24 protein-coding genes are annotated in these 23,724 nt (G+C 64.7%); 13 read left to right on the forward strand and 11 right to left on the reverse strand.

The window, feature by feature from the left end; translation table 11 throughout:
- Nucleotides 1-4 precede the first annotated feature (4 nt).
- On the forward strand, nt 5-1,585 hold the full coding sequence (locus tag ACLKOZ_RS12390; protein WP_436475387.1) for an ABC-F family ATP-binding cassette domain-containing protein: 1,581 nt from the start codon (nt 5-7) through the stop codon (nt 1,583-1,585).
- Here the strand turns inward: ACLKOZ_RS12390 and zapE are convergent.
- From zapE to ACLKOZ_RS12410, 4 genes are read right to left on the reverse strand one after another with little or no spacing between them, the layout of a single operon-like run.
- Entirely contained in the window at nt 1,582-2,133 is a 552-nt protein-coding gene (gene zapE / locus ACLKOZ_RS12395) for an AFG1/ZapE family ATPase (RefSeq protein ID WP_436475389.1), read from the reverse strand. The two genes, ACLKOZ_RS12390 and zapE, sit on opposite strands and share 4 nt — an antisense overlap.
- A complete protein-coding gene (corA, locus tag ACLKOZ_RS12400) occupies nt 2,133-3,128 on the reverse strand; it encodes a magnesium/cobalt transporter CorA (RefSeq protein WP_436475391.1) in 996 nt (331 codons plus the stop codon). The genes zapE and corA overlap by 1 nt, the downstream gene beginning before the upstream one ends.
- A 40-nt stretch (nt 3,129-3,168) precedes the next feature.
- Complete coding sequence (locus ACLKOZ_RS12405; RefSeq protein WP_436475393.1) at nt 3,169-3,594, reverse strand: DUF1761 domain-containing protein; 426 nt, start codon at nt 3,592-3,594, stop codon at nt 3,169-3,171.
- A 10-nt stretch (nt 3,595-3,604) separates the two neighbouring features.
- Complete coding sequence (locus ACLKOZ_RS12410) at nt 3,605-4,141, reverse strand: Lrp/AsnC family transcriptional regulator (protein ID WP_337345653.1); 537 nt, start codon at nt 4,139-4,141, stop codon at nt 3,605-3,607.
- A 169-nt stretch (nt 4,142-4,310) separates the two neighbouring features.
- Here ACLKOZ_RS12410 and ACLKOZ_RS12415 point away from each other — a divergent pair, with 169 nt between their 5' ends.
- Entirely contained in the window at nt 4,311-5,555 is a 1,245-nt protein-coding gene (locus ACLKOZ_RS12415) for an MFS transporter (protein ID WP_436475396.1), read from the forward strand.
- 31 nt (nt 5,556-5,586) lie between these two features.
- Here ACLKOZ_RS12415 and ACLKOZ_RS12420 read toward each other — a convergent pair whose 3' ends face one another.
- A complete protein-coding gene (locus tag ACLKOZ_RS12420; RefSeq protein ID WP_337345655.1) occupies nt 5,587-6,090 on the reverse strand; it encodes an Lrp/AsnC family transcriptional regulator in 504 nt (167 codons plus the stop codon).
- A gap of 124 nt (nt 6,091-6,214) precedes the next feature.
- A complete protein-coding gene (locus ACLKOZ_RS12425; protein WP_436475398.1) occupies nt 6,215-7,498 on the reverse strand; it encodes an MFS transporter in 1,284 nt (427 codons plus the stop codon).
- A gap of 101 nt (nt 7,499-7,599) precedes the next feature.
- Between ACLKOZ_RS12425 and ACLKOZ_RS12430 the strand changes: the two genes are divergently transcribed.
- Nucleotides 7,600-8,580, forward strand: a complete 981-nt coding sequence (locus ACLKOZ_RS12430) for a LysR substrate-binding domain-containing protein (RefSeq protein ID WP_436475400.1) — start codon at nt 7,600-7,602, stop codon at nt 8,578-8,580.
- A gap of 52 nt (nt 8,581-8,632) precedes the next feature.
- Nucleotides 8,633-9,583 carry an N-acetylglucosamine kinase gene (locus tag ACLKOZ_RS12435; protein ID WP_436475402.1) on the forward strand — a complete coding sequence of 317 codons (951 nt, stop codon included), beginning with the start codon at nt 8,633-8,635 and terminating at the stop codon, nt 9,581-9,583.
- 53 nt (nt 9,584-9,636) lie between these two features.
- On the opposite strand, the gene ACLKOZ_RS12440 is transcribed toward ACLKOZ_RS12435, so the two are convergent.
- Nucleotides 9,637-10,677 (reverse strand): pirin family protein, encoded by a 1,041-nt coding sequence (locus tag ACLKOZ_RS12440; protein ID WP_436475404.1) that lies wholly within the window; start codon nt 10,675-10,677, stop codon nt 9,637-9,639.
- 261 nt (nt 10,678-10,938) lie between these two features.
- Between ACLKOZ_RS12440 and ACLKOZ_RS12445 the strand changes: the two genes are divergently transcribed.
- The 6 genes from ACLKOZ_RS12445 (at nt 10,939) to ACLKOZ_RS12470 (ending at nt 16,677) form a co-directional block, all read left to right on the forward strand.
- A complete protein-coding gene (locus ACLKOZ_RS12445) occupies nt 10,939-12,039 on the forward strand; it encodes an ABC transporter ATP-binding protein (protein ID WP_436475406.1) in 1,101 nt (366 codons plus the stop codon).
- Nucleotides 12,039-12,740, forward strand: a complete 702-nt coding sequence (locus ACLKOZ_RS12450; protein ID WP_436475408.1) for an ABC transporter permease — start codon at nt 12,039-12,041, stop codon at nt 12,738-12,740. Before ACLKOZ_RS12445 ends, ACLKOZ_RS12450 begins: the two co-directional genes overlap by 1 nt.
- On the forward strand, nt 12,737-13,480 hold the full coding sequence (locus ACLKOZ_RS12455) for an ABC transporter permease (RefSeq protein WP_337345661.1): 744 nt from the start codon (nt 12,737-12,739) through the stop codon (nt 13,478-13,480). The genes ACLKOZ_RS12450 and ACLKOZ_RS12455 overlap by 4 nt, the downstream gene beginning before the upstream one ends.
- Complete coding sequence (locus ACLKOZ_RS12460; protein ID WP_337345662.1) at nt 13,477-14,433, forward strand: ABC transporter substrate-binding protein; 957 nt, start codon at nt 13,477-13,479, stop codon at nt 14,431-14,433. The genes ACLKOZ_RS12455 and ACLKOZ_RS12460 overlap by 4 nt, the downstream gene beginning before the upstream one ends.
- A gap of 118 nt (nt 14,434-14,551) precedes the next feature.
- Nucleotides 14,552-15,772 (forward strand): pyridoxal phosphate-dependent aminotransferase, encoded by a 1,221-nt coding sequence (locus ACLKOZ_RS12465; RefSeq protein ID WP_376042994.1) that lies wholly within the window; start codon nt 14,552-14,554, stop codon nt 15,770-15,772.
- Nucleotides 15,773-15,822: 50 nt separating this feature from the next.
- Nucleotides 15,823-16,677: a polyphosphate kinase 2 family protein gene (locus ACLKOZ_RS12470; protein WP_436475412.1), complete on the forward strand. Its 855-nt coding sequence runs from the start codon at nt 15,823-15,825 to the stop codon at nt 16,675-16,677.
- Nucleotides 16,678-16,737: 60 nt separating this feature from the next.
- Here the strand turns inward: ACLKOZ_RS12470 and ACLKOZ_RS12475 are convergent, their stop codons facing one another.
- Both ACLKOZ_RS12475 and xseA read right to left on the reverse strand, forming a co-directional pair.
- Nucleotides 16,738-16,956, reverse strand: a complete 219-nt coding sequence (locus ACLKOZ_RS12475; protein ID WP_337345665.1) for an exodeoxyribonuclease VII small subunit — start codon at nt 16,954-16,956, stop codon at nt 16,738-16,740.
- On the reverse strand, nt 16,949-18,262 hold the full coding sequence (gene xseA, locus ACLKOZ_RS12480; RefSeq protein ID WP_337350906.1) for an exodeoxyribonuclease VII large subunit: 1,314 nt from the start codon (nt 18,260-18,262) through the stop codon (nt 16,949-16,951). The genes ACLKOZ_RS12475 and xseA overlap by 8 nt, the downstream gene beginning before the upstream one ends.
- A 186-nt stretch (nt 18,263-18,448) precedes the next feature.
- Between xseA and ACLKOZ_RS12485 the strand changes: the two genes are divergently transcribed.
- Both ACLKOZ_RS12485 and ACLKOZ_RS12490 read left to right on the forward strand, forming a co-directional pair.
- On the forward strand, nt 18,449-19,300 hold the full coding sequence (locus tag ACLKOZ_RS12485) for a hypothetical protein (RefSeq protein WP_436475414.1): 852 nt from the start codon (nt 18,449-18,451) through the stop codon (nt 19,298-19,300).
- A 9-nt stretch (nt 19,301-19,309) separates the two neighbouring features.
- Complete coding sequence (locus ACLKOZ_RS12490) at nt 19,310-20,389, forward strand: 4-hydroxy-3-methylbut-2-enyl diphosphate reductase (RefSeq protein ID WP_337345668.1); 1,080 nt, start codon at nt 19,310-19,312, stop codon at nt 20,387-20,389.
- A 15-nt stretch (nt 20,390-20,404) separates the two neighbouring features.
- Here ACLKOZ_RS12490 and ACLKOZ_RS12495 read toward each other — a convergent pair whose 3' ends face one another.
- Entirely contained in the window at nt 20,405-21,625 is a 1,221-nt protein-coding gene (locus tag ACLKOZ_RS12495) for a DNA recombination protein RmuC (protein ID WP_337350908.1), read from the reverse strand.
- A gap of 135 nt (nt 21,626-21,760) precedes the next feature.
- Between ACLKOZ_RS12495 and ychF the strand changes: the two genes are divergently transcribed.
- Entirely contained in the window at nt 21,761-22,846 is a 1,086-nt protein-coding gene (gene ychF / locus ACLKOZ_RS12500) for a redox-regulated ATPase YchF (protein WP_337345670.1), read from the forward strand.
- 45 nt (nt 22,847-22,891) lie between these two features.
- Here the strand turns inward: ychF and ACLKOZ_RS12505 are convergent, their stop codons facing one another.
- On the reverse strand, nt 22,892-23,671 hold the full coding sequence (locus ACLKOZ_RS12505; RefSeq protein ID WP_436475416.1) for an alpha/beta fold hydrolase: 780 nt from the start codon (nt 23,669-23,671) through the stop codon (nt 22,892-22,894).
- Nucleotides 23,672-23,724: the final 53 nt, after the last annotated feature.

Genomic DNA, 23,724 nt, shown 5'->3' on the forward strand with positions numbered 1-23,724 from the left:
ATCAATGAGTTTGATCCGGCTGAACGACGTCAGCGTCGGCTTCGAAAAAACACCGGTTCTCCGTGAAGCATTCTTCCGGCTTGAACCGGGAGACCGGGTGGGCCTCATCGGCCGGAACGGGTCAGGCAAGTCCACCATCCTGAGGCTCATCCTCGGGCAGGTGGCACCGGATGCCGGGACCATCAGCCTGGATCCGGGCGTCAGCACCGCCTATTTTTCACAGTTCTCGGAACTGGACGGCGAGGCGAGCATCCTTGAGGTCCTGGATGGCCTGTTCAACCACATCAAGGACATTGAAACTGAACTGGCGGCCATCGACGCCGAGATCGCCGCAGGGCCGGGGGATGCTCAACTGGACATCCTTATCCACCGCCAATCGGAGCTATTCGAGGACATGGACCGGCTGGACGGCTGGGACTACCAGCGGAGCATCGACAAAGTGCTCACCACCCTGGGCTTCAGCGACGCCCATCGTGTCTGCTCCATCGATGAACTGTCCGGTGGCTGGCGGAACCGGGCCGCGTTGGCCAAGATCCTGCTTGAGGCCCCTGATGTGCTTCTGCTGGACGAGCCCACCAACTACCTGGACGTGGCCGGCGTCGAATGGCTGGAGGGCTGGTTCCGGACCTTCAAGGGTGCGGCGATCATCGTCTCCCACGACCGCACATTCCTGGACTCCGTTGTCACCCGCATCGTCGAGGTGGAAAACTTCCACCTGCATGAGTACCCGGGCAACTTTGCTGACTACGTCGTAGCCAAGCAGTTCCGGCTCAAGAGCCTGGAAAGCCAGTTCCTGCACGAGTCCGAGTTGCTGGCGTTCGAAGCCGAGGGCATCTCGGACCGCAGGGAGGCTGCAAAAGCGGCCAGTAAGGGGTTGGCCAACCAGCTGGCCAAGATCAAGAAGTCGCGGACGCCCCGGCCCGTGGATCAGATCATCACGGAGATCTACGGCGGCCTCTACGTCAAGGACGTGTTGTGCAGGGTGGATTCGCTCGGCAAATCCTATGACGGCCGGACACTTTTCCAGGACCTGAGCTTCGAGATTGGCCGCGGGCACCGGATCGCGGTCATCGGCGCCAACGGCAGCGGAAAGTCCACGCTCCTGCGGGCACTCACGGGCGAGGAGCCTGCCGATTCCGGTTCGGTCTCGTGGGCCAAGGGAGCGGGCATGGTCTCGTACAACCAGGTGCTTGAAGAGCTTAACGACGACGACACGGTCACCCACGCGGTCAACGCGATGCCGGACAGCCTGGCGCTGACTGCGACGAAAAAATCTGTCCACCGGTTTCTGGCGATGTTCCAGTTTTCCGATGCCGACCTCAAGCAACGGATCGGCAACCTCTCTGGTGGCCAGCGTGCCCGCGTGGCAATGGCCCAGTGCCTGCTCTCCGGGGCCTCAGTCCTGCTGCTGGATGAGCCCACCAACCACCTGGACCTCTCCAGCACCCAAGTCATGGAACGCGCCCTGCTGCATTTCCCCGGCGCCGTCGTGGTAGTCAGCCACGACCGGTTCTTCACTGAAAAGGTAGCCAATCGCCGTCTTGTATTCGGCGACGGTGCGGAGATCGGCGTTCATGCCGCCTAGCTTCCGGAGATACCCTCCGGAACCGCCTCGGCGGCCGATTCCACCCGCACCAGGACCGCCAGGTGTCGGGCAATCCTGGCCATCGCTTCCGGCACGTCTGAAGTGCCAGGACTGTGGGCGCCCCGCCATGCGACGGTCGCGCGATCCCAGTCGAGGGGGCTGTGCCCGATCAGGAACAGCGTCCGGCCCCGCTCCCGGAGGGCCTCCACGGCTTCGGCGAAGCGGATCCAGCCCAGGGCCATTTCTGCCGAGACCGCCTCGGGGTCCGGAACGCCGTCGATGACCCACGTGCTGTGCTGGTCCGCCAACGCCCGGTAGTCGGCCAGGGCGGCAGCGCCCCCGCAGAGCTCGGCAAAGCCCATCCACAGCAGGTCCGGCTCGGCGTTTTTGGCCGTGAGCGGCACGGTGGCTGGCGTCAGGATGCGCTGCTGGGCGGCCGACGGCGGGAACAGCCCGTAGGTGCCCAGCTGGTGATCCGTGCCGGGAGTGATGATCCGGCCATGGACCAGCGCCGCCGCAGCAGCGCCATCGTTCCCTGGGCCCGGCATCAGAGCCAGCCCTTCTTCTTGAAGATGCCGTACATCAGGCCTGCCGTCCCGGCCATCAAGGCAATGGCCATGGGGTAGCCCAGAGCCCAGTGGAGTTCGGGCATGTGGTCAAAGTTCATGCCGTAGATGCCGGCCACGAACGAAGGCGCAAAGAAGATCGCCGCCCATGACGAGATCTTCTTGACCTGTTCGTTCTGCTCGGCGCTGGCCTCGTTCTGGCGGTTGGCGGTCAGTGTCCCGTCCAGCGTCAGCGCGTTCTGGAGGAGGTCGCGGAAAGAGTCGGCACGGGAAATGACCCGCTCTACGTGGTCCTCCACGTCACGGAGGCTGTGCTGCAGTTCCGTTTCCACCCCGTACTTCTCGAACCCGCGCTTGAGCTGCTGCATCATGCCTGGGAGTGGGTGGATCGCGCGCTGGAACTGGATGACCTCCCGGGCGAGTTCGTAAATCCGGCGTGAGACCGTGCTGTCACCGCTGAAGAGTTGGTCTTCGATTTCGTCGATGTCGTTCTCGAGCCCGGCCACCACGGGGGCATAGTCATCCACCACCTTGTCCAGCAGGGCGTACAGGACAGCCTCCGGGCCGTGCCGGAGGAGGTCGGGCCGCGACTCCAGTCGGCGCCTCACCGTGGCCACCCCTGCCATCTCGGCGTGGCGGACGGTGACCACAAAGTTCCGGCCGGTAAAGATGTGGAGCTCGCCGAATTCCACGGTTTCGGTGGCATCGAGGTAGCGGGCCGGCCGGAGCACGGTGAAGAGGTTGTCCTCGTACCGCTCAAGCTTGGGGCGCTGGTGCGCGGAAATCGCATCCTCGACCGCCAGGGCATGGAGGCCGAATTCGCTGGCCACGGCCGCCATCTCCGCTTGGGTCGGCCGGTACAGCCCGATCCAGGCCATGCCCCCGTGGTGGGCGAGCGTTTCGAAAGTCTGTTCCATGGACTCTGGTTCAGCGCTGCGGACCCCGTCCACATAGACGGCGTTGTCGATAATCGTCAACGGTGGAGGGGTCCTTTCGGTGAGGCGGCGCGACGGCGGTTCAGGACATGGCTCCGATGATCGCACCAGCAACGGTCATCGCCAGGAGGTCGTGGCCGGAGTCGATGAGGGTTACCGCGGCTGGCCGGCCGGCGAAGCCGTTATGGATGACATGTCCGCCCGCGCGGAAAACCAAGGCCAGGACCAGAGCGAAGAACCCTCCGGCCATGGCATTGTCAAGGTCAAGTTTGCTGATCAGGACGGCAAGCAGAATGGCTGTCAGGGCTGCCGCGAGGATCATCGGGATCCAGATGCGGGCGCCGCCGCTGATGTTCTTGAGGTCCTCCTCCGTCTTGCCAATCGCGGCCATCCACCTGTTGCCCAGCACGGCCGGCAGGTACCAGACGAAGCCGATAACCATGCTTGCGATGAAGGCGACCAGCACGGCCAGCCAATTGATCTGCGAGATATATGAGAGCCAATCCATGCTCGAAAGCCTAGTCGCTTGGCTGCCCGTGGGCGGCCCTGGGGGGCCGGGCCGGCCGTGTTGCCTGGGTTTGCCCGCCCTGTGCCAGCCTGCTGATCAGCGGTTCGGTCCGGTACGGGATGTGCGTATGGAGCGCCAGGACGGTTTCAGTCCGGATAACGCCCTTAATTCTGAGGATTTGGCGGAGTGCGGCCTGCAGGTTGTGGGTGTCCGTGGCCACCACACGGCACCAGACATCGCCCCGCCCGGAAATTTCGTGGACTTCCAGGACTTGGGGGAGAAGCCGCAATGCCGACACGACGCCGTCGAGCTCCCGGTGCGTGACTTCAATCGTCACGAAGGCGACGACGTCGTACCCCACCGCCTCGAGGTCGATCTCGCGGCCGCCGTCGTGGAGGACGCCGGCACGAAGCAGCCGCCGTACACGCGACTGCGCAGTGTTGCGCGCGATACCCAGAGAGTCGCTGAGTTCGCCGATCTGCACGCGGGGATCGCGGATCAGCTCCAGCAGGATCTTCAGGTCGGTGGGGTCAAGGGTGTTGTTCAAAACTCTCACTTTCCGGCATGAATGTGGCTAGGAATTGATGATTTTGACCAATTCTTGCATGAACAAAGGATCAATCGGGCAGTTGTGCCGCAATCTGTAGATATCCGTTCTTATCCTGCCGCCGGATCCCACAAGGACACCCGGCGCCGGTCGAAGCAAAGGCACAAGATTGACAGTTTTCAGTGAACTCCGCATGCGTCCAGCCACCGCTGGCCGCGCGGGCTGGGATGCCTCCACAACTGCACGGCTGGTTATCGCCGGAACCGTCATTTTTACGCTGCTGGTAGGCGCGAACCTGGCTACACCCCTGTATCCGCTGCTGCAGGCCAGATTGGGGCTTTCGTCTTTCGGGATCACCGTTGCCTTCGCCAGTTACGTGCTCGCCCTCGTATCCACCCTGATGCTGGCGGGGCACTGGTCGGATCACATCGGCCGGCGGGCGGCATTGATCCTGGCTGTTGTGGTGGGGCTTGCCGGTGGCTGGATTTTCGCGCATGCGGATGACCTGGCAGCTCTCTCCGCCGGGCGCGCCCTGCAGGGGGCGGCGGTGGCGCTGGCCACCGGGGCAAGTGCCGCCGCGCTGCGGGAGCTGCTGCCCTCCCGCCCGGAATGGGCCTCGCGTTTTACCCTCCTGGCCTCCGCGGGAGGTGTGGCGGCAGGTCCGGCCATTGGTGGCCTCCTGTCCACGCTGCCCGGGCACACGACGGCACCTTACTACGTGCATTCCGCCCTGCTTGCCGCCCTGCTCGTACCTCTGTACCTGCTCCAGGCCCGGCCGGCAATCATGCCCGGGGACGGCGCCAGCCCGTTCAAGGCGCTGGCGCCGCGACGGCCGTCTGTGTCCACGGAGGCGAGGGGGGCTTTCTGGCTCGCGGCCGCCGTCGGGTTCCTCAGCTTCTCAGTCTTTGGATTCTGCCTGTCCTTGGCGCCGGGCTATTTTGCCCAGATCGTGCATGCCGAGTCCCGCCCGGTAATCGGTGCCCTGGCGGGGCTGACACTGGGCGCCTCCGCCCTGAGCCAGCTCCTCCGTGCCCGCGGCCGGTATGTGGTCCCGGCGGGCCTGGCAGTCCTGGGCGTTTCGGTGCTGCTGCTGGCTGCCTCCGCGGCTTGGGACAGTCCGTTGTTGCTGGTTGCCGCCAGCATCTGTGCCGGGTTGGGGCAGGGGGTGGCCTTCCGCGTGGTCTTCAACGACGTCGCCGCCAAAGTGGAATCGGCGCATCATGCGCAGGTCATCAGCACCGTATACGTCATCACGTACCTGGGAAGCGCCGTCCCGGTACTGGGACTGGGATGGGCGACGGCGGTGTTCGGGCTGGCAGCGTCTGTCACCGGCTTTGTGGTGCTGTGCGGCGCCGCGTCCTTTGCGATCGCTGCACTCGCATTGCGGACGGCCGTTCGGGGCGCCCGCCGCTAGCAGGCCCTCAGTGCGGGAGCGCGGGCAGTGGCTACTCGGGCAGCGGCCCGTGGTTTCCCTGGATGTGGTCAAATACAAGGGTTGTCTCCGTGTGGCCAACCACAGGGTCTGTCGCCAGGTTGTCCAGCACCCAGTCCCGCAGGTCCTCGGTGCTGGCCACGGCGATGTGCAGCAGGTAATCAACGGATCCTGAGGTGTGGAAGGTGGACAGAACCGCCGGAAGATGCGGGACTCGGGCAGTAAAGCGGTCGATCTGGTCCCGGTCATGGGCCCTGAGCCTGACGGCCACGAGTGCCTGCACGGACCGTCCGATGGCGGACAGGCTGAGCTTGGCTTCGAAGCCTTGCACGATGCCGCGTTCGGAGAGCGCCCGAGTGCGCATGAGCGCGGTCGAGGGCGCGATGCCCACGAGTTCAGCAAGCTGCTTGTTGGAGATCCGGGCATCATCAACCAAGGCCGCGAGCAGCCGCTCGTCGATGGCATCCAGGGGTTCGGAATGGGCCCCGGTCCGGACGTTCTTGGCGTTGCTGCTCATGGGATCTCCTCAAAGTGTGCTGAGTTCATCCTAGACGTCCGATTCCGCCCATTCACCCCGCGGGCAGTCCGGGTGTCCGAATAATCGCCAGCACTTTTAGACTCGGCCAGCCGATAGTTCGCAACTAAGCAGCAGCAGCTTCCTGTGAGCCGGCGGAAGGTTCCGGGGCCGTCCGGGTCTCACGCCAGGGATGGGCGACGGCGACAGTTACCGCGGTGAGGCAAGCCAGCGCCACAGTTGCTGCCAGGGCCGGCCAGCCCCAGGACTGGAAGACCAGCCCGCCAGCCCAGCCGACGACACTGGAGCCGAGGTAATAGGAGAGGTTGTACAGCGACGCGGCCTGCGCCCGGCCCGTCGAGGCGATGGTGCCCGTCCAGCCGGCGCCAATGCTGTGGGCTGCAAAGAAGCCGCCAGTAAATATCACCAGGCCAAGCAAAATGATTGCCAGCACTTGTGTGAGGGTCAGGGCAAGCCCAGCCACCATCAGGAAGACTCCTGCCAACAGGACGTTCCGGCGCCCGAAGCGCAGGGTCAATCCCGCTGCCCAGCGTGAGGAGACCGTTCCGGACAGGTATGCCAGGAAGATCAGGCTGATCAACGTGGCCGGCAAGCCAAAGGGAGCGGCGGCCAGCCGGAAGCCGAGGTAGTTGTAGACGGCCACAAAACCGCCCATCAGCATGAACGCCTGGACATACAGGGCCAGCAGCCTCCGGTTACGGACATGGCCGGCAAGCGTCCTGAACGCCCCCCGCAGGCCTGCCGCCTTCGCCGGCGTGAACCCCCGGGCTTTGGGGACCAGCAGCAGGAACAGTACCGCTGCCACGGTGGCCAGCAGTGACACCGCTAACGCGGCTGCCCGCCATCCCCAGAGTTCCCCGACGGGACCGGCAACGAGCCTTCCTGCGAGGCCGCCAAGGGTGGTTCCCGCGACATAGCTTCCGGCCGCCAAGGCAGCATGTGCCTTGTTGACTTCCTCGTTGAGGTAGGCGATGGCGATGGCAGGTATCCCTCCCAAGGCCATTCCCTCCAGCAACCGCAGCCCCAGGAGTATCCCGAAGTTTTCGGCGAGTGGCACGAGCAGGCCGAGGACCGTGGCGGCACTGATACCCATCGCCATAGCCTTTACACGTCCGATCCTGTCTGCGAGGAAGGACCAGGGGATGACTGTGACCGCCAGCCCGACAGTGGCCAGTGAAATGGTGAGCCCCGCCTCGGCAGCTGTAATCCGCAGGTCGGTTGCCATCATCGGCAGCACGGCCTGCGTGGAGTAGAGCTGGGCAAATGTGGCGACGCCGGCAAAGGCCAGGCCAGCCAGGACCTTCCCGTACGCAGCGGAGCCTTTCGGGTGGCCATCCCACGACGTCGGAACGGGTCTCCCGTTGCCGGCCGAACGCTGATCTGTGCCCATTTCTCCACGATAGACGCCGGGCAATATATGCTTCCAATGCATGTTTGCCTTGAATTTCATATCAAAAATGGAACGGAACAGCTGGCCGGAAGGGTAGCTCCATGAACGCTGACCAGAAACAAATGGCCCAACTGCTGCCGCTGTTGCCTCTCCTTGCCGAGCTGGGACGGACGCAGCACATCACCGAAACGGCCGAGCTCCTGGGCGTGCCGCAGTCCACGGTGAGCCGCGCACTGAGCCGCGCCAGCGCCGCCGTCGGAACCGAACTCCTGATCCGCGACGGCAGGGGAGTGCGCCTGACGGCCGCCGCCCGGACACTGCTTCCATTCATCGAAGCTGCGCTGGACGAATTCCAGACCGGGCTGGACCTGGTCCGGCACGAATCGGACGTCGTACGGGGAAGGATATCCATCTCGTTCCAGCACACCTTCGGCGAGGCCACCCTGCCGCTGCTGGTCAGCGCCTTCCGCAGCCGCCACCCCGAAGCAGGTTTCACTTTCAGCCAGGGTGCAAGGGACAGCTGCCTCGCGGAGCTGGCATCCGGACAGGCGGACCTGGCCCTCACTGCTCCCGTGGCGCAGGCAGGCCGCTCCGTTTCGTCGGCAGCGCTCTACCGCGAACCGCTGCGGCTGGTAGTTCATCACTCCCACCCGCTGGCGTCCCGCCGCAGCGCCCGGATCCAGGACATCCGGACCGATCCGTTTGTGGCACTGGGGTCCGGCTATGGCCTGCGTTCCCTGACGGACGCACTGTTTCGCGAAGCAGGCTTCCGGCCGCGCATCGCCTTTGAAAGCCAGGACTCCCACACGGTGCGGGGGCTGGTATCGGCCGGGCTTGGCGTGAGCATCCTCCCGCCCGGCGGCAGCGGCCCGGGCCGTGAGGTCAGCCCGGAGACCGGCAACCTGGGCTGGGTCGAAGTGGCAATTGAGTCCGGCCTGGCCTTCCGGGAAATCGGACTGGCGTGGCGAGTGCGTAAACCCGGCCCCGACGCCGAACCTGACGCTGTCCGGCTTTTCCGGGAGATGGTCCTTAAGGAGGGACCACAGCTGCTGGCAGGCCTCGTCCAATCCCGCAGCGGATGAAACACGGCGACGGCGGGCAGGCTTCCCGAACGGGCATCAGTAGGCTGGTGATGTGACTGACATCGAAAATCCCCTGACCCCGTCCTCCGCAGAACACAGCCCCGCCGGACGCGGCCCATTATCAGGAACCGTCATCGGGTTGGACATCGGGGGAACCAAGACCCGCGGGGTCCGTTTTGTCGACGGAAGGGCGGTCGCAGACGAGTCCGCAGGCAGTTCCAACGTCCAAAACGTCAGCCGCGAGGAAGCGGCCTTCAACCTCGCTGACCTGTTCGCCCGGATCGGCGGCGGCAGCGTCTCCCAGGTGTACGCCGGCGCGGGCGGGATCGACACGGACGACGACGCCGCAGCGCTCGCGGCCCTGATCGAACCCCACGTTCCCGGAGCCAGGATTACGGTGGTCCACGACTCCCGCCTGCTGCTGGCTGCCGGCCGGGCCAGCACGGGCGTTGCAGTGATCGCCGGAACGGGCTCAGCCGCCTGGGGCAGGAATGCCAAAGGCGAAGAGGCCCGGGCCGGTGGCTGGGGCTATCTCCTCGGCGATGAAGGCAGCGGCTACTGGCTGGGGCGCGAAGCTGTCCGCTACAGCTTGCGCAGGATGAACCAGGGCCTTCCGGTCGACCAGCTGACGGCGGCGCTCCTGGACTCCTGCGGGGTGGAGGATCCCAACCGGCTGATCTCGCTGTTCCATTCCCCCGATACCGGCCGCCGCTTCTGGGCCCAGCAGGCCCGTCCCGTGGTTGAAGCTGCAGCGGCAGGCCACCTCGGAAGCCAGGAGCTCCTGGACCAGGCCGGCAGCGATCTCGCAGCCCTGGCCGCGCAGGCGCTCGGGAAGCTGGGAATTGACGGGCCCGTCATTCTGGGCGGCGGCCTGGGAATGAATGTTGTACCGCTCCAGGACGCTTTCCGCAAGCATCTGGCCGCTGCGGGCATCACCGCCGTGCGTGTACTGGACCAGGAACCTGTGTTCGGTGTCCTGCAACTGGTCTCCGAGCAGGAGTAGCCCACGGGGCCTGCCGGACGGCCAGTACTGACTGACCTACTGGCAACAGCCCGTCACGGGAGGGTACTGCGCTTCCGCGGCGTCAGCCGCACGGTTGGCAGGACGGGCGCGGGGATCCGGCCTGCTTCAGCACCGGCGTCGGGCCCGTGCCCTTCCACCAGCCCGTAGCGTGCCTCCCGGGCCTCGGAACCAGGCATACCGGCCTGTGCCTCCCAAGCCTCACGAGCCTCCTCCACTTCCTCATGGGTGCGTGCCACGAAGTTCCACCACATCAGGAGTTCCTCCTGGAACGGTTCGCCGCCGAGGAGCACGAACCTGGTGTCCGGGAGCGCCTCAACGGCTAGCTGCGTCCGTCCCACGCCCAGGTAGCCCAGCGGCCCCGGCGGAATCTCCTGCCCGTCCACCACCAGCCCGCCGTCGAGCACCAGGACGGCATGTTCGAAGTGTTTGTTGAGGGGGAGCACGGCCGGGCCCGCGCACGAGATGTCGACGCCGACGATCGGGGAGTACATGGTGGCCGGTGACGCCGCACCGGCGAATTCCCCTACCATCACCGTCGCGGTGAATCCTTCACCGGTCACGGACGGAAGTTCGCGGTGCTGCTCGAAGGCAGGCTTCGTGTGCCGGTGGCTGTCCGGGAGCGCAACCCAGAGCTGGAGCCCGCGCTGCAGCGGCAGCTGTCCGCCGCCGTCGGAGGTGGGGAGTGACGACGGCAAAACAGCAAATTCCGAGTGGGAGACGCCGCGCCCGGCCGTCATGATGTTCAGCTCGCCCGGGCGGACCACGACGTCGCTGCCCACGCTGTCCCGGTGGCGGATATGCCCTGCCAGCGGCCATGTCACGGTCTGCAGCCCGATATGCGGGTGGGGGAGCACGGACATTGCAGTCCTGTCCGGTCCGAAGCTATCCAGGAAGCACCACGCACCGATGGTGGGCAGGCCCCGCTGGGGTAGCGTGCGACGAACATTCATGGCCCGCACCCCACCCAGCGGAACTTCCCGCTCCGGCCAGAGCTGCAGGCAAGGACCCGAACTGTCTTCGGGGGCCGCCGGTGGACAAACTTCCTGCTCGGGAGTCACTTCGAGATTGGTCACAGTCCAACTCTAGGCCCACCGCGGGCCCCGGTCAGTGCCCAACGCCCTGCCGGCTGCCCGGGCCGTTGGGGTCCCTCCGCAACCTCCTCCCATCCGCACAGGCGAGGTCTCCGAATGATTACAGTAGGGATTCCTTCGCCCACTTTCCCTGCGCCACTGGTTAAGCTGAGGTCGGATGAGGGTTACCGTGATTATCAGTGTGCTTATTTACCGAGTCGATCCGCAGTCCGATGCCGTCCAAGAGAACAGGTAAGTCCCGCAATGGACCAGGCCATGATTGAGTTCCAAAGCGTCACCAAGCAGTATCAGGGCGGGCACCCTGCCGTGGACCAGCTGACCATGTCAATCGACAGGGGTGCGATCACCGTTTTCGTGGGCCCGTCCGGCTGCGGCAAAACCACGTCCCTGCGGATGATCAACCGCATGGTCGAGCCAACGTCAGGCGTCATCACCGTGGACGGCAAGGACGTCATCTCCGTTCCCGCAGCCGAACTCCGGCGTTCCATGGGTTACGTCATGCAGTCTTCAGGGCTGATGCCGCACCGAACGGTGCTGGATAACATCGCCACCGTTCCCCGGCTCAACGGCGTCCCCAAGGCTGAAGCGCGCAAACGCGCCGAAGAGCTGCTCGACGTCGTCGGACTGGCGTCCGTCCTGGGAAAGCGGTACCCCTCCCAGCTGTCCGGAGGGCAGCAGCAGCGCGTTGGCGTAGCCCGTGCGCTCGCCGCCGACCCGCCCGTGCTCCTGATGGATGAGCCGTTCAGCGCGGTGGATCCCGTGGTGCGGGACGAGCTGCAGCAGGAACTCCTGCGGCTGCAAAAAGACCTGGCCAAAACCATCGTTTTTGTGACCCACGACATTGACGAGGCCACTGTCCTGGGAGACAAGGTGGCAGTCTTTGCCGTGGGCGGCAAGCTGGCCCAGTACGCCACGCCCGAGGAAATCCTGCGGGCCCCCGCCAACGACTTTGTGGCAGCTTTCGTCGGCCGGGACCGGGGGTTCCGCCATCTGGGCTTTACGGCGTCCGACGGCGTGGGGATCCACCCGGTGCCCACGCTCGTCCGGGGAGATTCGGGCTTCGCCGGAGACCCCGGAGCTGTGTCAGGCTGGCAATTGGTAGTGGACAGCGACATGCACCCGCTCGGCTGGGCGGGTCCGGGGACGGACAGCGAACTCATTCCCGGCGGCTCCCTGTTCCGGCCTGGCGAGACCCTTCGCCGGGCTCTGGACGCTGCGCTCTCCTCGCCCTCGGGCCTGGGTGTGGCCGTGGACCGGGAGGGCCGCGTCCTGGGGACCATCAGGGCACAGGAGGTCCTGGCTGTTATTGAGGAAGCCCGCCAGGTCCGGCAGGCTGCGCTCTGATGGACTGGTTCCTGTCGAACAGCGGCATGGTCATGGAACGGGCGGGCCAGCACTTGATCCTTGCCCTGATCCCTATGGTGCTCGGATTGGTTCTCTCGATTCCGCTGGCCCAGCTCGCACGGATGAACGCCACGCTCCGGTCTGTTGTGCTGACGGCAAGTTCACTGCTGTACACCATCCCGTCGCTGGCCCTGTTCATCATCTTGCCGCCCCTCCTGGGAACCCGGATCCTCGATCCGCTGAACGTTATTGTTGCCCTCACCTTGTACGCGGTCGCGCTCCTGGTGCGAGCCGCCCTGGATGCCTTCGACTCCGTGGACGAAGACCTGCGCCAAGCCGCGGTGGCCATGGGCTACAAGCCCTGGCTGCGGTTCCTCCAGATTGACCTGCCGCTGTCCCTCCCGGTGATGTTCGCGGGGCTCAGGGTGGTATCCGTCAGCAACATCTCCCTCGTCAGTGTTGCCGCCCTCCTGGGGGTGGGTAACCTGGGCATGCTGTTTACCGACGGCCTGCAGCGGACGTTCGTCACTGAAGTGGTGGTGGGCATCGTGGCCATCCTGGTGCTGGCCCTGCTGATGGACATGGTGCTGGTGCTGCTGGAACGGTTGCTGACGCCATGGACGCGGGCTGCGAAAGCCCCTGCCGATTCAGGCATGAAAGACGCCGCAGGCCTGCCCTTGGCTGTGGAGACGGCACGATGAGCATCTTCCTGGAGACCATCGCCTGGCTGACCGACCCCGCGCACTGGTCCGGAAGCTCGGGCATCGCCGTCCGCCTGCTGGAGCATCTGCAGTACAGCGGCCTGGTGCTGGTGATAGCAGCCGCCATCGCGGTCCCGGTGGGGTTGTACATCGGGCATACCGGCCGGGGGCGCGTGGTTGCCGTCGCCGTGGCCGGCGCGCTGCGTGCCCTCCCCACCCTGGGGCTGCTCGTCCTTTTCGCACTGCTCGCAGGCAGCAGCCTGATGCCGCCGGTTTGGGCACTGGTGATCCTCACCGTCCCGCCGCTGCTAGCCGGAACGTATGCGGGCATCTCCAGCGTTGAACGGACAGTGGTTGATGCCGCCCGGGCCATGGGAATGACCGAGCTCCAGATCCTCTTCCGCGTGGAAGTACCCAACGGCCTGCAGGTCATGTTCGGCGGCATCCGCACAGCCGTGCTCCAGGTCATTGCCACCGTATCGGTTGTTGCCTACCTGCCGCTCGGCGGCCTCGGCCGGTATCTCTTCGACGGCCTGGTCCTGCAGGACTTTCCCCGGATGCTCGGCGGTTCGCTGCTCATCGCGGGGCTGGCCATCGCCGTCGACCTTATTCTTGCCGCGGTGCAGAGAATGGTGCTCTCGCCCGGCCTGTCCACCGATCCCGACGGCGGCCACAAGGCTCCCGCCGATCTTACGGTTGCCGCGCCTGCGGCAGCTGCTGTTCAAGGAGGCACCCCATGAAGAACCCAGTACGGACAACCATCACCCGCCGGAGCCTTGCCGGCCTCGCGGCGGGCGTCGGCCTCGCCGTCGCGCTCTCCGCCTGTGGCGGCGGCGACCCCCTGTCCACCCCCACCACTGGCGGAACCGGCGGGTCAACCGGCGGACCGCTCGTGGTTGGATCGGCAGACTTCCCGGAGAGCCAGATCGTGGCCGAAATCTACGCCGGCGCCCTGACGGCTGCCGGTGTCACGGCCAGCACCAAGCCCAACATCGGATCACGCGAGATCTACTTCAAGGCTGTGCAGGACGGCTCGGTCGACCTCGTCCCGGACTACTCCGGCAACCTGCTCTCGCACGTGGACCCCGAGGCCGCCGAGGTTTCTGCTGACGATATCTACAAGGCCCTGCCGGAGAAGCTCCCCGAGGGCCTGGCAGTCCTGGAGGCATCAAAGGCTGAGTCGAAGGACGCCATGGTAGTCACCAAGGCAACGGCGGAGAAGTACCAGTTGAAGTCCATCGAGGACCTCGCCAAGGTCTGCAAGGACCTGACCATGGCCGCGCCGGCGACCTTCGAAACCCGGGCCTACGGCTTCCCGGGGCTCAAGGCGAACTACGGCTGTGAGCTCAAGGCGCTGAAGCCGTTCAGTGACGGCGGCGGCAACCTGACGCTGCAGGCACTGCTGACCGATGAGGTCCAGGTGGCTGATATTTACACCACCACGCCGTCCATCGCGGACAACGACCTCGTGGTGCTCGAAGATCCCAAGAACAACTTCAAGGCCCAGCAGGTCCTGCCCCTGTACAACGAGGCAAAAATGACCGACAAGGCCAAGGAAGCCCTCAACGCCGTATCGCGGATCCTGACCACCGATGACCTGGTCAACCTCAACCGTGCAGTCAGCGGCAGCCAGAAGCAGAACGCCAAGGACGCTGCCGCCGCCTGGCTCAAGGACAAGGGCATCGTCAAGTAGCCCTTGTTTTCCGGTTCAACCACGACGGCGGCTGCCGGACTTTCAGTGTCCGGCAGCCGCCGTCGAACGTGTCCGAGGTCTCAACGGAAGTACATCCTTCCTGTGGCATATTTGATGGATGGCAGAATTCAGGCAGTCCACCAAGCTTCACAACGTCCTTTACGACATCCGTGGACCGATTCTTCAGGCCGCCCAGCAGATGGAGGCGGAGGGTCACCGGATCCTCAAACTGAACATCGGAAACCCCGCGCCGTTTGGATTTGAAGCCCCGGACGCGATTTTGGTGGACATGATCCGCCACCTGCCGCATGCCCAGGGGTATAGCGACTCCCGCGGCATTTTTTCGGCCCGGACCGCAGTGTCGCAGTATTACCAGACCCGTGGCATCCAGAACATCCATGTGGATGACATCTACTTGGGCAACGGCGTCAGCGAACTCATCACGATGTCCCTGATGGCGTTGCTGGACGACGGCGACGAAGTCCTGATTCCCACCCCGGACTACCCGCTGTGGACCGCTTCAGTGGCCCTGGCCAGCGGTAAGCCGGTGCATTACCTGTGCGACGAGGAGTCCGGCTGGCAGCCCGACCTCGAGGACATGGAAGCGAAGATTACGCCCCGCACCAAGGGCATTGTGGTGATCAACCCGAACAATCCCACCGGGGCCGTCTATCCCGAAGAGACGCTGAAGAAGATTGTGGCCCTGGCCGAGAAGCACGGGCTGGTGCTTTTCGCAGATGAAATCTACGAAAAGATCCTGTATGAGGACGCGGTCCACATAAACCTCGCCGGGCTGACCGGAGACGACGTCCTTTGCCTCACCTTCAGCGGACTCTCGAAGGCCTACCGGGTCTGTGGTTACCGGGCTGGCTGGATGGCCATATCCGGGCCCAAGAAGGATGCCTCGGATTACTTGGAGGGCATCAACCTGCTCGCCAACATGCGTCTATGCGCCAACGTGCCCGCCCAACATGCCATCCAGACGGCGCTCGGCGGCTACCAGAGCATCAACGACCTCATCCTTCCCGGCGGGAGGCTCCTGGAGCAACGCAACAAGGCGTACGACATGCTGAACGCCATTCCGGGAGTCAGCACACAACAGGCCAGGGGCGCGCTTTATCTGTTCCCGCGGCTGGACCCGGAGGTCTACCACATCCGGGACGATGAAAAATTCGTGCTGGACCTCCTGAAAGAGCAGAAGATCCTTGTTTCGCACGGCCGTGCCTTCAACTGGGTCCGTCCGGACCACTTCCGGATGGTCACGCTGCCCAACGTCAAGGACATCGAGGAGGCTGTGGGGCGCATGGGGGACTTCCTAAGCAGGTATCAGGGGAACTAGCCTGTGGTGACGTGCATCCTTGGCACGCGGAACCGTGGGAAAGGACCGTCATGGACGGCGTCGTTGAGTTCGAGGAGCACCCTTCTGAAACGCTGAGGATTGGTGAGGGCTATTCCCTTGCCGACGCAGACGCGGACGCCACGCCCGGATACCCAGGGAACAAGGCTGACGGTCAGACCATCCTGGCCAAGCTGGACAGCGCGCTGGCCGAACTGCAGGAAAAGCTGTTCGCGGAGTCGCGCTTTGGCGGGAAGAAGCGGATGCTCCTGATCCTGCAGGCCATGGACACGGCGGGGAAGGGCGGCATCGTCAACCACGTCATGGCCGCGATGGACCCGCAGGGCGTCCAGTTCAAGGCGTTCAAGGCTCCCACCGAGGAGGAGAAGTCCTACGATTTCCTGTGGAGGATCGAGAAGGCCGTGCCGGCAGCAGGCATGGTGGGCATCTTTGACCGGTCACATTATGAGGACGTCCTGATCCACCGGGTCCACAACTGGGCAGCGCCTGAGGAAATCAAGCGCAGGTACCGTGCTATCAACGAATTTGAGGCGCGGCAGACGGATGCGGGCACGAAAATCGTCAAGGTGATGCTGAACATCAGCAGGGATGAACAGAAGTCACGGCTCCTGGCCAGACTGGACAACCCCGCCAAACACTGGAAATACAGCAGCGGAGACCTCAAGGAGCGGGCCTTCTGGGACGACTACATGGACGCCTACCAGGCTGCCTTCGACGCCACCAGCACTGAGGTTGCCCCTTGGCACGTGGTGCCGGCCAACAAGAAATGGTATGCCAGGATCGCTGTGCAGCAGCTGGTGCTGGGAGCCCTGTCTGACCTCAGGCTGGAGTGGCCAAAGGCCGAGCTTGACGTCCCGATTGAACGCGAACTGGTCGAAAGGTCCTGAACCCAGGCGATCGTCAGAAGGTCCTGCAAGGGAAGTCTCGGAAAGAGGTTCCGGCCGTGCCTAGAGCGGCTGGTCCCGGGAAGCAGCCAGACGCTTTCTGGCGCCTTCGAGCCATTCCTCGCAGCGTTTCGCCAAGGCTTCGCCCCGTTCCCAGAGGGCCAGTGATTCCTCAAGGCTTGCACCTCCGGCCTCCAGCTTTCCCACGACGCCGATGAGCTGCTCGCGCGCCTCCTCGTAGCTCAGCGCTTCGATTTCCGGATCGGGCTTTGTGTCAGGCATGTGCTTCTCCTTGTTGAAGTTTCCCGGTGGAGGTGGCCCCGAACAGGCCGTGGGCGACCCGCACCGATAGTGCTGTTCCGGACGGTGCCTCCGACGGGTCTCGGACCACGGCGTGGCCGGAAGCTTCCGTTGCCCGCGCGGGCCGGCCGTTGGCCAGTTCCACTACGGCGTAGCCGCGGTCGAGGGTTTTTTGTGGGGAAAGTGACCGCACCTGGGCCTGCAGGTGGGCCAGTTGGTCAGCCGCCCGCACCACCAGCGAGCTGACGGCCGCGGAGGATCGCCGCAGGAGGCGCTCAATCTCTTCCGAGCGGCCCGTCACCATGGTTTCCGGCGCGGCGAGCACCGGGCGGGACTGCAGAGCATGGAGGCGGTCTGTCTCCCGGTCCACCAGCCGGCTAATGCAGCGGCGGAGCTGTTCCCTGGCCTGGCCGACGCCGGCCAGTTCCTCCGCGACATCCGGGACGATCCGTTTGGCGGCATCGGTGGGCGTTGAAGCCCTCAGGTCGGCGACGTCGTCGAGCAATGGCCTGTCCGCCTCGTGGCCGATGGCGCTGACCACCGGGGTGACCGCGGCGGCGACGGCGCGGATCAGTTCTTCGCTGTTGAACGGAAGGAGGTCCTCCAGGGCTCCGCCGCCCCTGGCGATGACGATGACGTCGACGTCGGGACGGGAGTCAAGCTCGCGAAGTGCCCGGACGATCTGCGACACCGCGGTGTTGCCCTGGACAGCCACCTCACGGATTTCAAACTCAACGGCCGGCCAACGAAGCGCCGCGTTCTGCAGGACGTCCTTCTTGGCGTCGGAATCCCGACCCGTGATGAGGCCGATGCGGTGGGGCAGCAGCGGCAGGGTCTTTTTCCGGGAGTCCGCAAAAAGGCCCTCGGCCGAAAGTGCCTGGCGCAGGCGTTCGATCCGCGCCAGCAGATCGCCCAGTCCTACCGGCCGGATATCCCTGACGAGCATGTTGAGGCGGCCGGTCTTCAGCCAGAACTCAGGCTTCAGGAGGGCCACCACCCGGGATCCCCGCTCCAACGGCATGTTCTGGCGGTCCAGCACCTTGGTCCAGACCGACGCGGGCAGCGAAACCTCCGCGTCGACGTCGCGCAGCGTCAAATAGGCATTGCCGCCGCGGCGGTTCATTTCGATGACCTGGCCCTCGACCCATGCAGAAGGCGTGCGGTCGATGTGCGCCTTGAGTTTCTGGGACAACAACTGCAAAGGCCAAGGATTGTCCGGGCTGGTTTCAGCGGCAGTGGCGGGCAGCGTGCTGGCAGCGGTGCCCGGAAGGGCAGCCTGTTCAGACATGCCCGCTGCCCCGGGAAGCTGTGGCTGGCGGCATGGCGGTCCTTTGTTCGGCAGTGGGCAGTTCATGTTTGAATGGCGGCTGTCATTCAACCTTATCCATAAGCTCTACCACCGAAGGCGGACATTCTTTATCCAGGCTTCATGCATAGGATGGCCCCTCAGCCGCCAACCAGTTAGGACCAGCTTTTGCGCACCTTCCTTTCAGCCGTAGCCGTTCTCCTCGGCGTCCTGCTGTCCGCCGTGGCAATCCCTGCTATCTGGGTGGACCGCAACGTGGTGGATGAGGACGGCTTTGTGGCGCTGTCGGCTCCGCTGGGGCAGGACGCAGACTTCCAGCAGCGACTCGCTGCCGCTGCAGTGGGATCCATCGACACAAGCTCCATCCCGGACGCGTTGGCAGGCCTCGTCGAGCCGGTGGCAGAGGCGGCGGCCGGCTCCCTGACCGGGCTGCCCGGTTACCCGGCAGCCTGGGAAGAGTCCCTCCGGAAGAGCCATCGTTTGAGCTTTGCCGACCCCGCCTCCCTGCCGGCCGAAGCGGACACCGCCACGTCGCTCACGCTGGATGTGGCACCCTTGGTTGCGCTGGCGGTTGAGGAGCTTTCCCGCACCACGGGACTGACGCTGGAAGCCCCCGAACAGACCCTGATCAACGTTGGACAGCCGGATCAGCGCCAGTGGATCGAGCGCCTGTCTGCCTACGCACCGCTGGCTTATTCGCTGGCGATCGGCGCGGGAATCGCCCTGGCACTCGCCTTGGTGTTGGCGCGCCGGCGCTGGACCGTATTTTTCAGTGCTGGCGTGGGTGCACTGCTCCTGGCGGCCTTGTGGACTTTCGGCTCACAATGGGCCCGCGACGCCGTCGTGGGGACGGCCAGCGGAAATGAGGTGGCCGACAGGTTCAAGGATGCGTTCGTGGCGGCGGCGTCCAGCAGCTTTCAGTCCTGGATATCGGGAACCGCGGTTGCAGGCGGAGTGCTCCTGGCAGCCGGCCTTGTGATCGGCATCGCTTCGCGGGGGCGGCGGGCCCTCACCCGGTAGCATGGAGGAATGACTTCCACCGCCGTTTCCCTCTCGATGCCAACTGTCCCGCGAAGGCGGCGCTCGCCTGAGGATGTTGCTGCGGCGGCCCCGGTAGCGGGCCCGAAGAAGGTTCTGCTGGCGGCTCCTCGCGGCTATTGCGCCGGTGTTGACCGGGCCGTCATAGCCGTGGAAAAGGCCTTGGAGCACTACGGCCCTCCGGTGTATGTGCGGAAACAGATCGTGCACAACGTCCACGTGGTGAGCTCGCTGGAGGAACAGGGCGCCATCTTTGTGGACGAAACCGACGAGGTGCCCGAAGGCGCCCTGGTCATCTTCTCTGCCCACGGCGTATCGCCCGCCGTAGTCCAGTCCGCAGAGGACCGCGGACTCCGTACCATTGATGCCACCTGCCCGCTGGTGACCAAGGTCCACAAGGAGGCCGTCCGGTTCGCCAAGGACGATTTCGACATCCTCCTCATCGGCCACGACGGCCATGAGGAAGTTGAAGGCACCGCGGGCGAGGCACCGGAGCACATCCAGATCATCAACGGCCCGCATGAAGTGGACCAGGTGACGGTCCGGGATCCGGAAAAAGTCATCTGGTTGTCCCAGACCACCCTGAGTGTTGATGAGACCATGGAGACCGTCCGGCTCCTCAAGGAGCGGTTCCCCACCCTCCAGGATCCGCCGAGCGACGACATCTGCTACGCGACGACCAACCGGCAGGTGGCAATCAAGAAGATCTCTCCCCAGGCGGACCTGGTCATTGTGGTGGGTTCGGCCAACTCTTCGAACTCGGTACGGCTTGTGGAAGTTGCCCTGGAATACGGTGCCAAGGCGTCCTACCGCGTGGACTTTGCCAACGAAGTGGACGAGGCATGGTTTGAAGGGGTGGCGACTGTCGGGGTCACCTCCGGCGCTTCCGTGCCCGAAGTCCTGGTCAAGGATGTCCTGCGGCTGCTCGCAGACTACGGCTACTCTTCCGTGGAGGAAGTTGTCACGGCCGAGGAAGACCTGCTCTTCTCGCTGCCCAAAGAGCTTCGGGCAACTCTCAAGGAAGCCGGGGATGTCAGCCGCGCGCTCGGCGGACGCCGGTCCCGCAGCTGACAGTTCCCCGCAACGTCAGGCCGCGGCGTCGTCCTGCTGCAGCTCCGGGGCTGCCAGCGAACGCGGCGTTACTTCCAGCGCAGGTGGCGTGAGCAATCCGGATTCGTCCATGGCGTTGAGTTTCCGGGCAGTGGGCAGGATCCGGGCCTCAAGGGTGCCGACCATGGAGTTGTACCGGTCCACTGAGGACTTCAGCGACAAGCCCAGCTTGCCCACGTTCTCGCCCAGGGTTCCCATGCGTTCGTACAGCTGACGGGCGAGCTCGAAAAGTTCGCGTGCGCTGTCCGTCAGCACATCCTGGCGCCACGTGAAGGCAACGGATTTCAGCACGGCCAGCAGGGTACTGGGTGAAGCCAGGACCACGTTCTTGGACAAGGCATGATCCAGCAGAGTGGCATCCGCCATGAGGGCCGCCGCCAGGATCGATTCGGCGGGCAGGAAGCAGATCACCAGCTCGGGAGTGTTTCCGGGAATGTCCCAGTATTTCTTGTTGCTGAGGGCGTCAACGTGGGCGCGCAGGGCCTTTGCGTGGGCGGCCAGCAAGGCCTGCTGAGAGCCGCCGCCGTCCAGTGGGCGATTTCCCTGCTCACCCGCCGGCACGGAACCCAGTTCCTGGGCAGCGAGGTATGAGGACAGCGGCACCTTGGCGTCCACCACGAGCTGCTTTTCCCCAGGCAGCTGGACCACGAGGTCGGGGCGGACGGTTGAGTCCGTGCCGGAGCTGTGGACCTGCTCCAGGAAGTCCACGTGCTTGAGCATCCCGGATGCTTCAACCACCCGGCGCAGCTGTACCTCGCCCCATTGGCCGCGCGCGCTGTTTGAGCGAAGGGCAGATTCGAGGGCATGGGTGGAGCGGATCAGCTGGGCGTCCGAGAGACGGGCCTCCTGGAGCTGCTGCGCAAGCTGGCCATACTGTTCGAGTCGGTCACGCTCCAGCAGCGCCACCTGCTGCTGCACGGCCGTCAGTTTCTCTGCCACCGGTGCGAGCGCACGCAGCACGTTCCCGTCCTGGCTGCGGGACTCGCCGAGCTCCCGGTTCTGGATGCTGAGGAGGCGGCGTTCGGCGTCGGCTGCGGCGAACTGGGCGCTGACCTCGGAAAGGCGGGATGAGACGGCGTCGAAATCCTCCTCCAGCGCGTGGGCGCGGCGGCGGAACGAAAAATAGGTGGCGGCGGCACCGGCAAAGGCGCCGACCAGCAGCATCAACAGGGCAAGAATCAGGGCGAAAGCATCCATATCCTCACTGTGGCATGCCCCTGTGACAATTCAGGGCAGCGGCAGTCCTGCGCGCGGGATGTCCGCAGGGTTGCGCGGACTTCCAAAGACCGCCGCTGAAAGGTTCTGGGCCTGCTGCGGGTAGAATCAATGCTCGTGGCTCTTACTATTGGCATCGTCGGACTGCCCAACGTCGGCAAATCAACTCTCTTCAACGCACTGACCCGCAACCAGGTCCTCGCAGCGAACTATCCGTTCGCCACGATCGAGCCGAATGTCGGCGTCGTGAACCTGCCGGATCCGCGGCTGAAGCAGCTCGCGGAGATCTTTGGCTCGCAGCGCCTGCTGCCGGCCCCGGTATCCTTCGTGGACATCGCCGGAATCGTCAAGGGCGCGTCGGAGGGCGAAGGCCTGGGCAACAAGTTCCTTGCCAACATCCGTGAAGCTGAGGCCATCGCCCAGGTGGTCCGGGTGTTCGATGATCCTGACGTCATCCACGTGGACGGCAAGGTGGACCCACGCTCGGACATGGAAACCATCAACACCGAGCTGATCCTGGCCGATCTGCAGACCATTGAGAATGCCATTCCGCGGATCGAAAAAGAAGTCAAGATCAAGAAGCGGGAAGCCGCCGAACTGGCAGCGATCAAGGCTGCGCAGGCAGTCCTTGAGCGCGGCGACACGATCTTCGCCTCCATCAAAAGCGACAAGCTGGAGATGGAGCACCTCAAGGAGCTCAGCCTGCTGACGGCCAAGCCGTTTATTTATGTCTTCAACGCCGACGAAGGCATTTTGGGGAACCCGGAGAAGCAGGAAGAGCTGCGGGCCATGGTGGCCCCCGCGGACGCCGTCTTCCTCGATGCCAAGCTGGAGTCCGACCTCGTGGAGCTGGACGAGGAAGAAGCCCGGGAAATGCTGGAAATGAACGGCCAGGACGAGTCGGGCCTCGACCAGTTGGCCCGCGTGGGCTTCCACACGCTGGGGCTGCAGACCTACCTCACAGCCGGACCCAAGGAAACGCGGGCGTGGACCATCCATCAGGGTGACACCGCTCCGCAGGCGGCCGGCGTCATTCACACGGACTTCCAGCGTGGCTTCATCAAGGCCGAAGTGGTTTCCTTCAACGACCTGATCGAGGCCGGATCCATGGCCGAGGCCAAGTCGCGCGGCAAGGTCCGGATTGAAGGCAAGGAATATGTGATGGCCGACGGCGACGTGGTGGAGTTCCGCTTCAACGTTTAGTCGAGTGCCGCTTCCATGTGAGCAAGTAGTCGAGCGAATTGTCGGTTAGCCCCAATGGGCGACATCCTGGCTCAGGATATTAGGCCAGGTTTCGACTTCTCCCGGGGTGCGGGCGACCGTCAGCGTTGCTTGGGGGAGCAGCGCGGCAAGGGATTCGGCGGTAGACAGCGGGTGGCCCGGATCATCGACCCACGCCAGGATTGTCGTCGGTACATCGATTCGCGCGATGGCCTCGGGAGCAGGCAGATCGCTGAGTGCCGCGCCTCGAAACAACGACGGCAAGAGGGCGTCGGGGACGTCAGGCACCGTTTCCGGCGCACCAATTGTGGCCGGCGGAGGTGGCGCTCCGCGCGTGGTGGCGAGGAACGCCTTGACACCGTCAGATTCGGTTAGCGCTGCGGCAGCTCGGTAGTTTGCAGCCTGTGCAGGTCGGGTTTCCCACGCCGTGGGTGGCACCATAAGCGTAAGCCCGGTAAAGCGGTCAGGCTCGCGGGAAGCGGCGTGCAAGAGTGTGCCGGTACCCATGGAAGGACCAACTCCGTGGACACGTTCGCCCGGGAACCAGTGATCGAGCAGTCGCAGGAGGTCGTCGGCGAGGCTTTGCCACTGATAGTCCTCAGGGACCTTCCGCCCCGTCGACCGGCCATGGCCGCGTGCGTCGTACCGCAGCAGCCGAGTGCCACTGAGGCCTCGACCGAGGTCGAGGTTGAGCACGCGATCGCGCGCGCGGCTTGAAGTAAGGCCATGCAGTTGGACAACCGGGTGTCCACCTTCGTCGCTCAAAGCAACCGCAAGCTCCGCTCCGGGAACCTCGAAAGTGGGCATCTGGCTCCTCGTTTCGTGACTGACCGCGTGACCTCGGGCGGCCGCGTTGAGCA

The organism is Arthrobacter sp. R4, assembly GCF_051365025.1.
Taxonomy (GTDB): Bacteria; Actinomycetota; Actinomycetes; order Actinomycetales; family Micrococcaceae; genus Arthrobacter.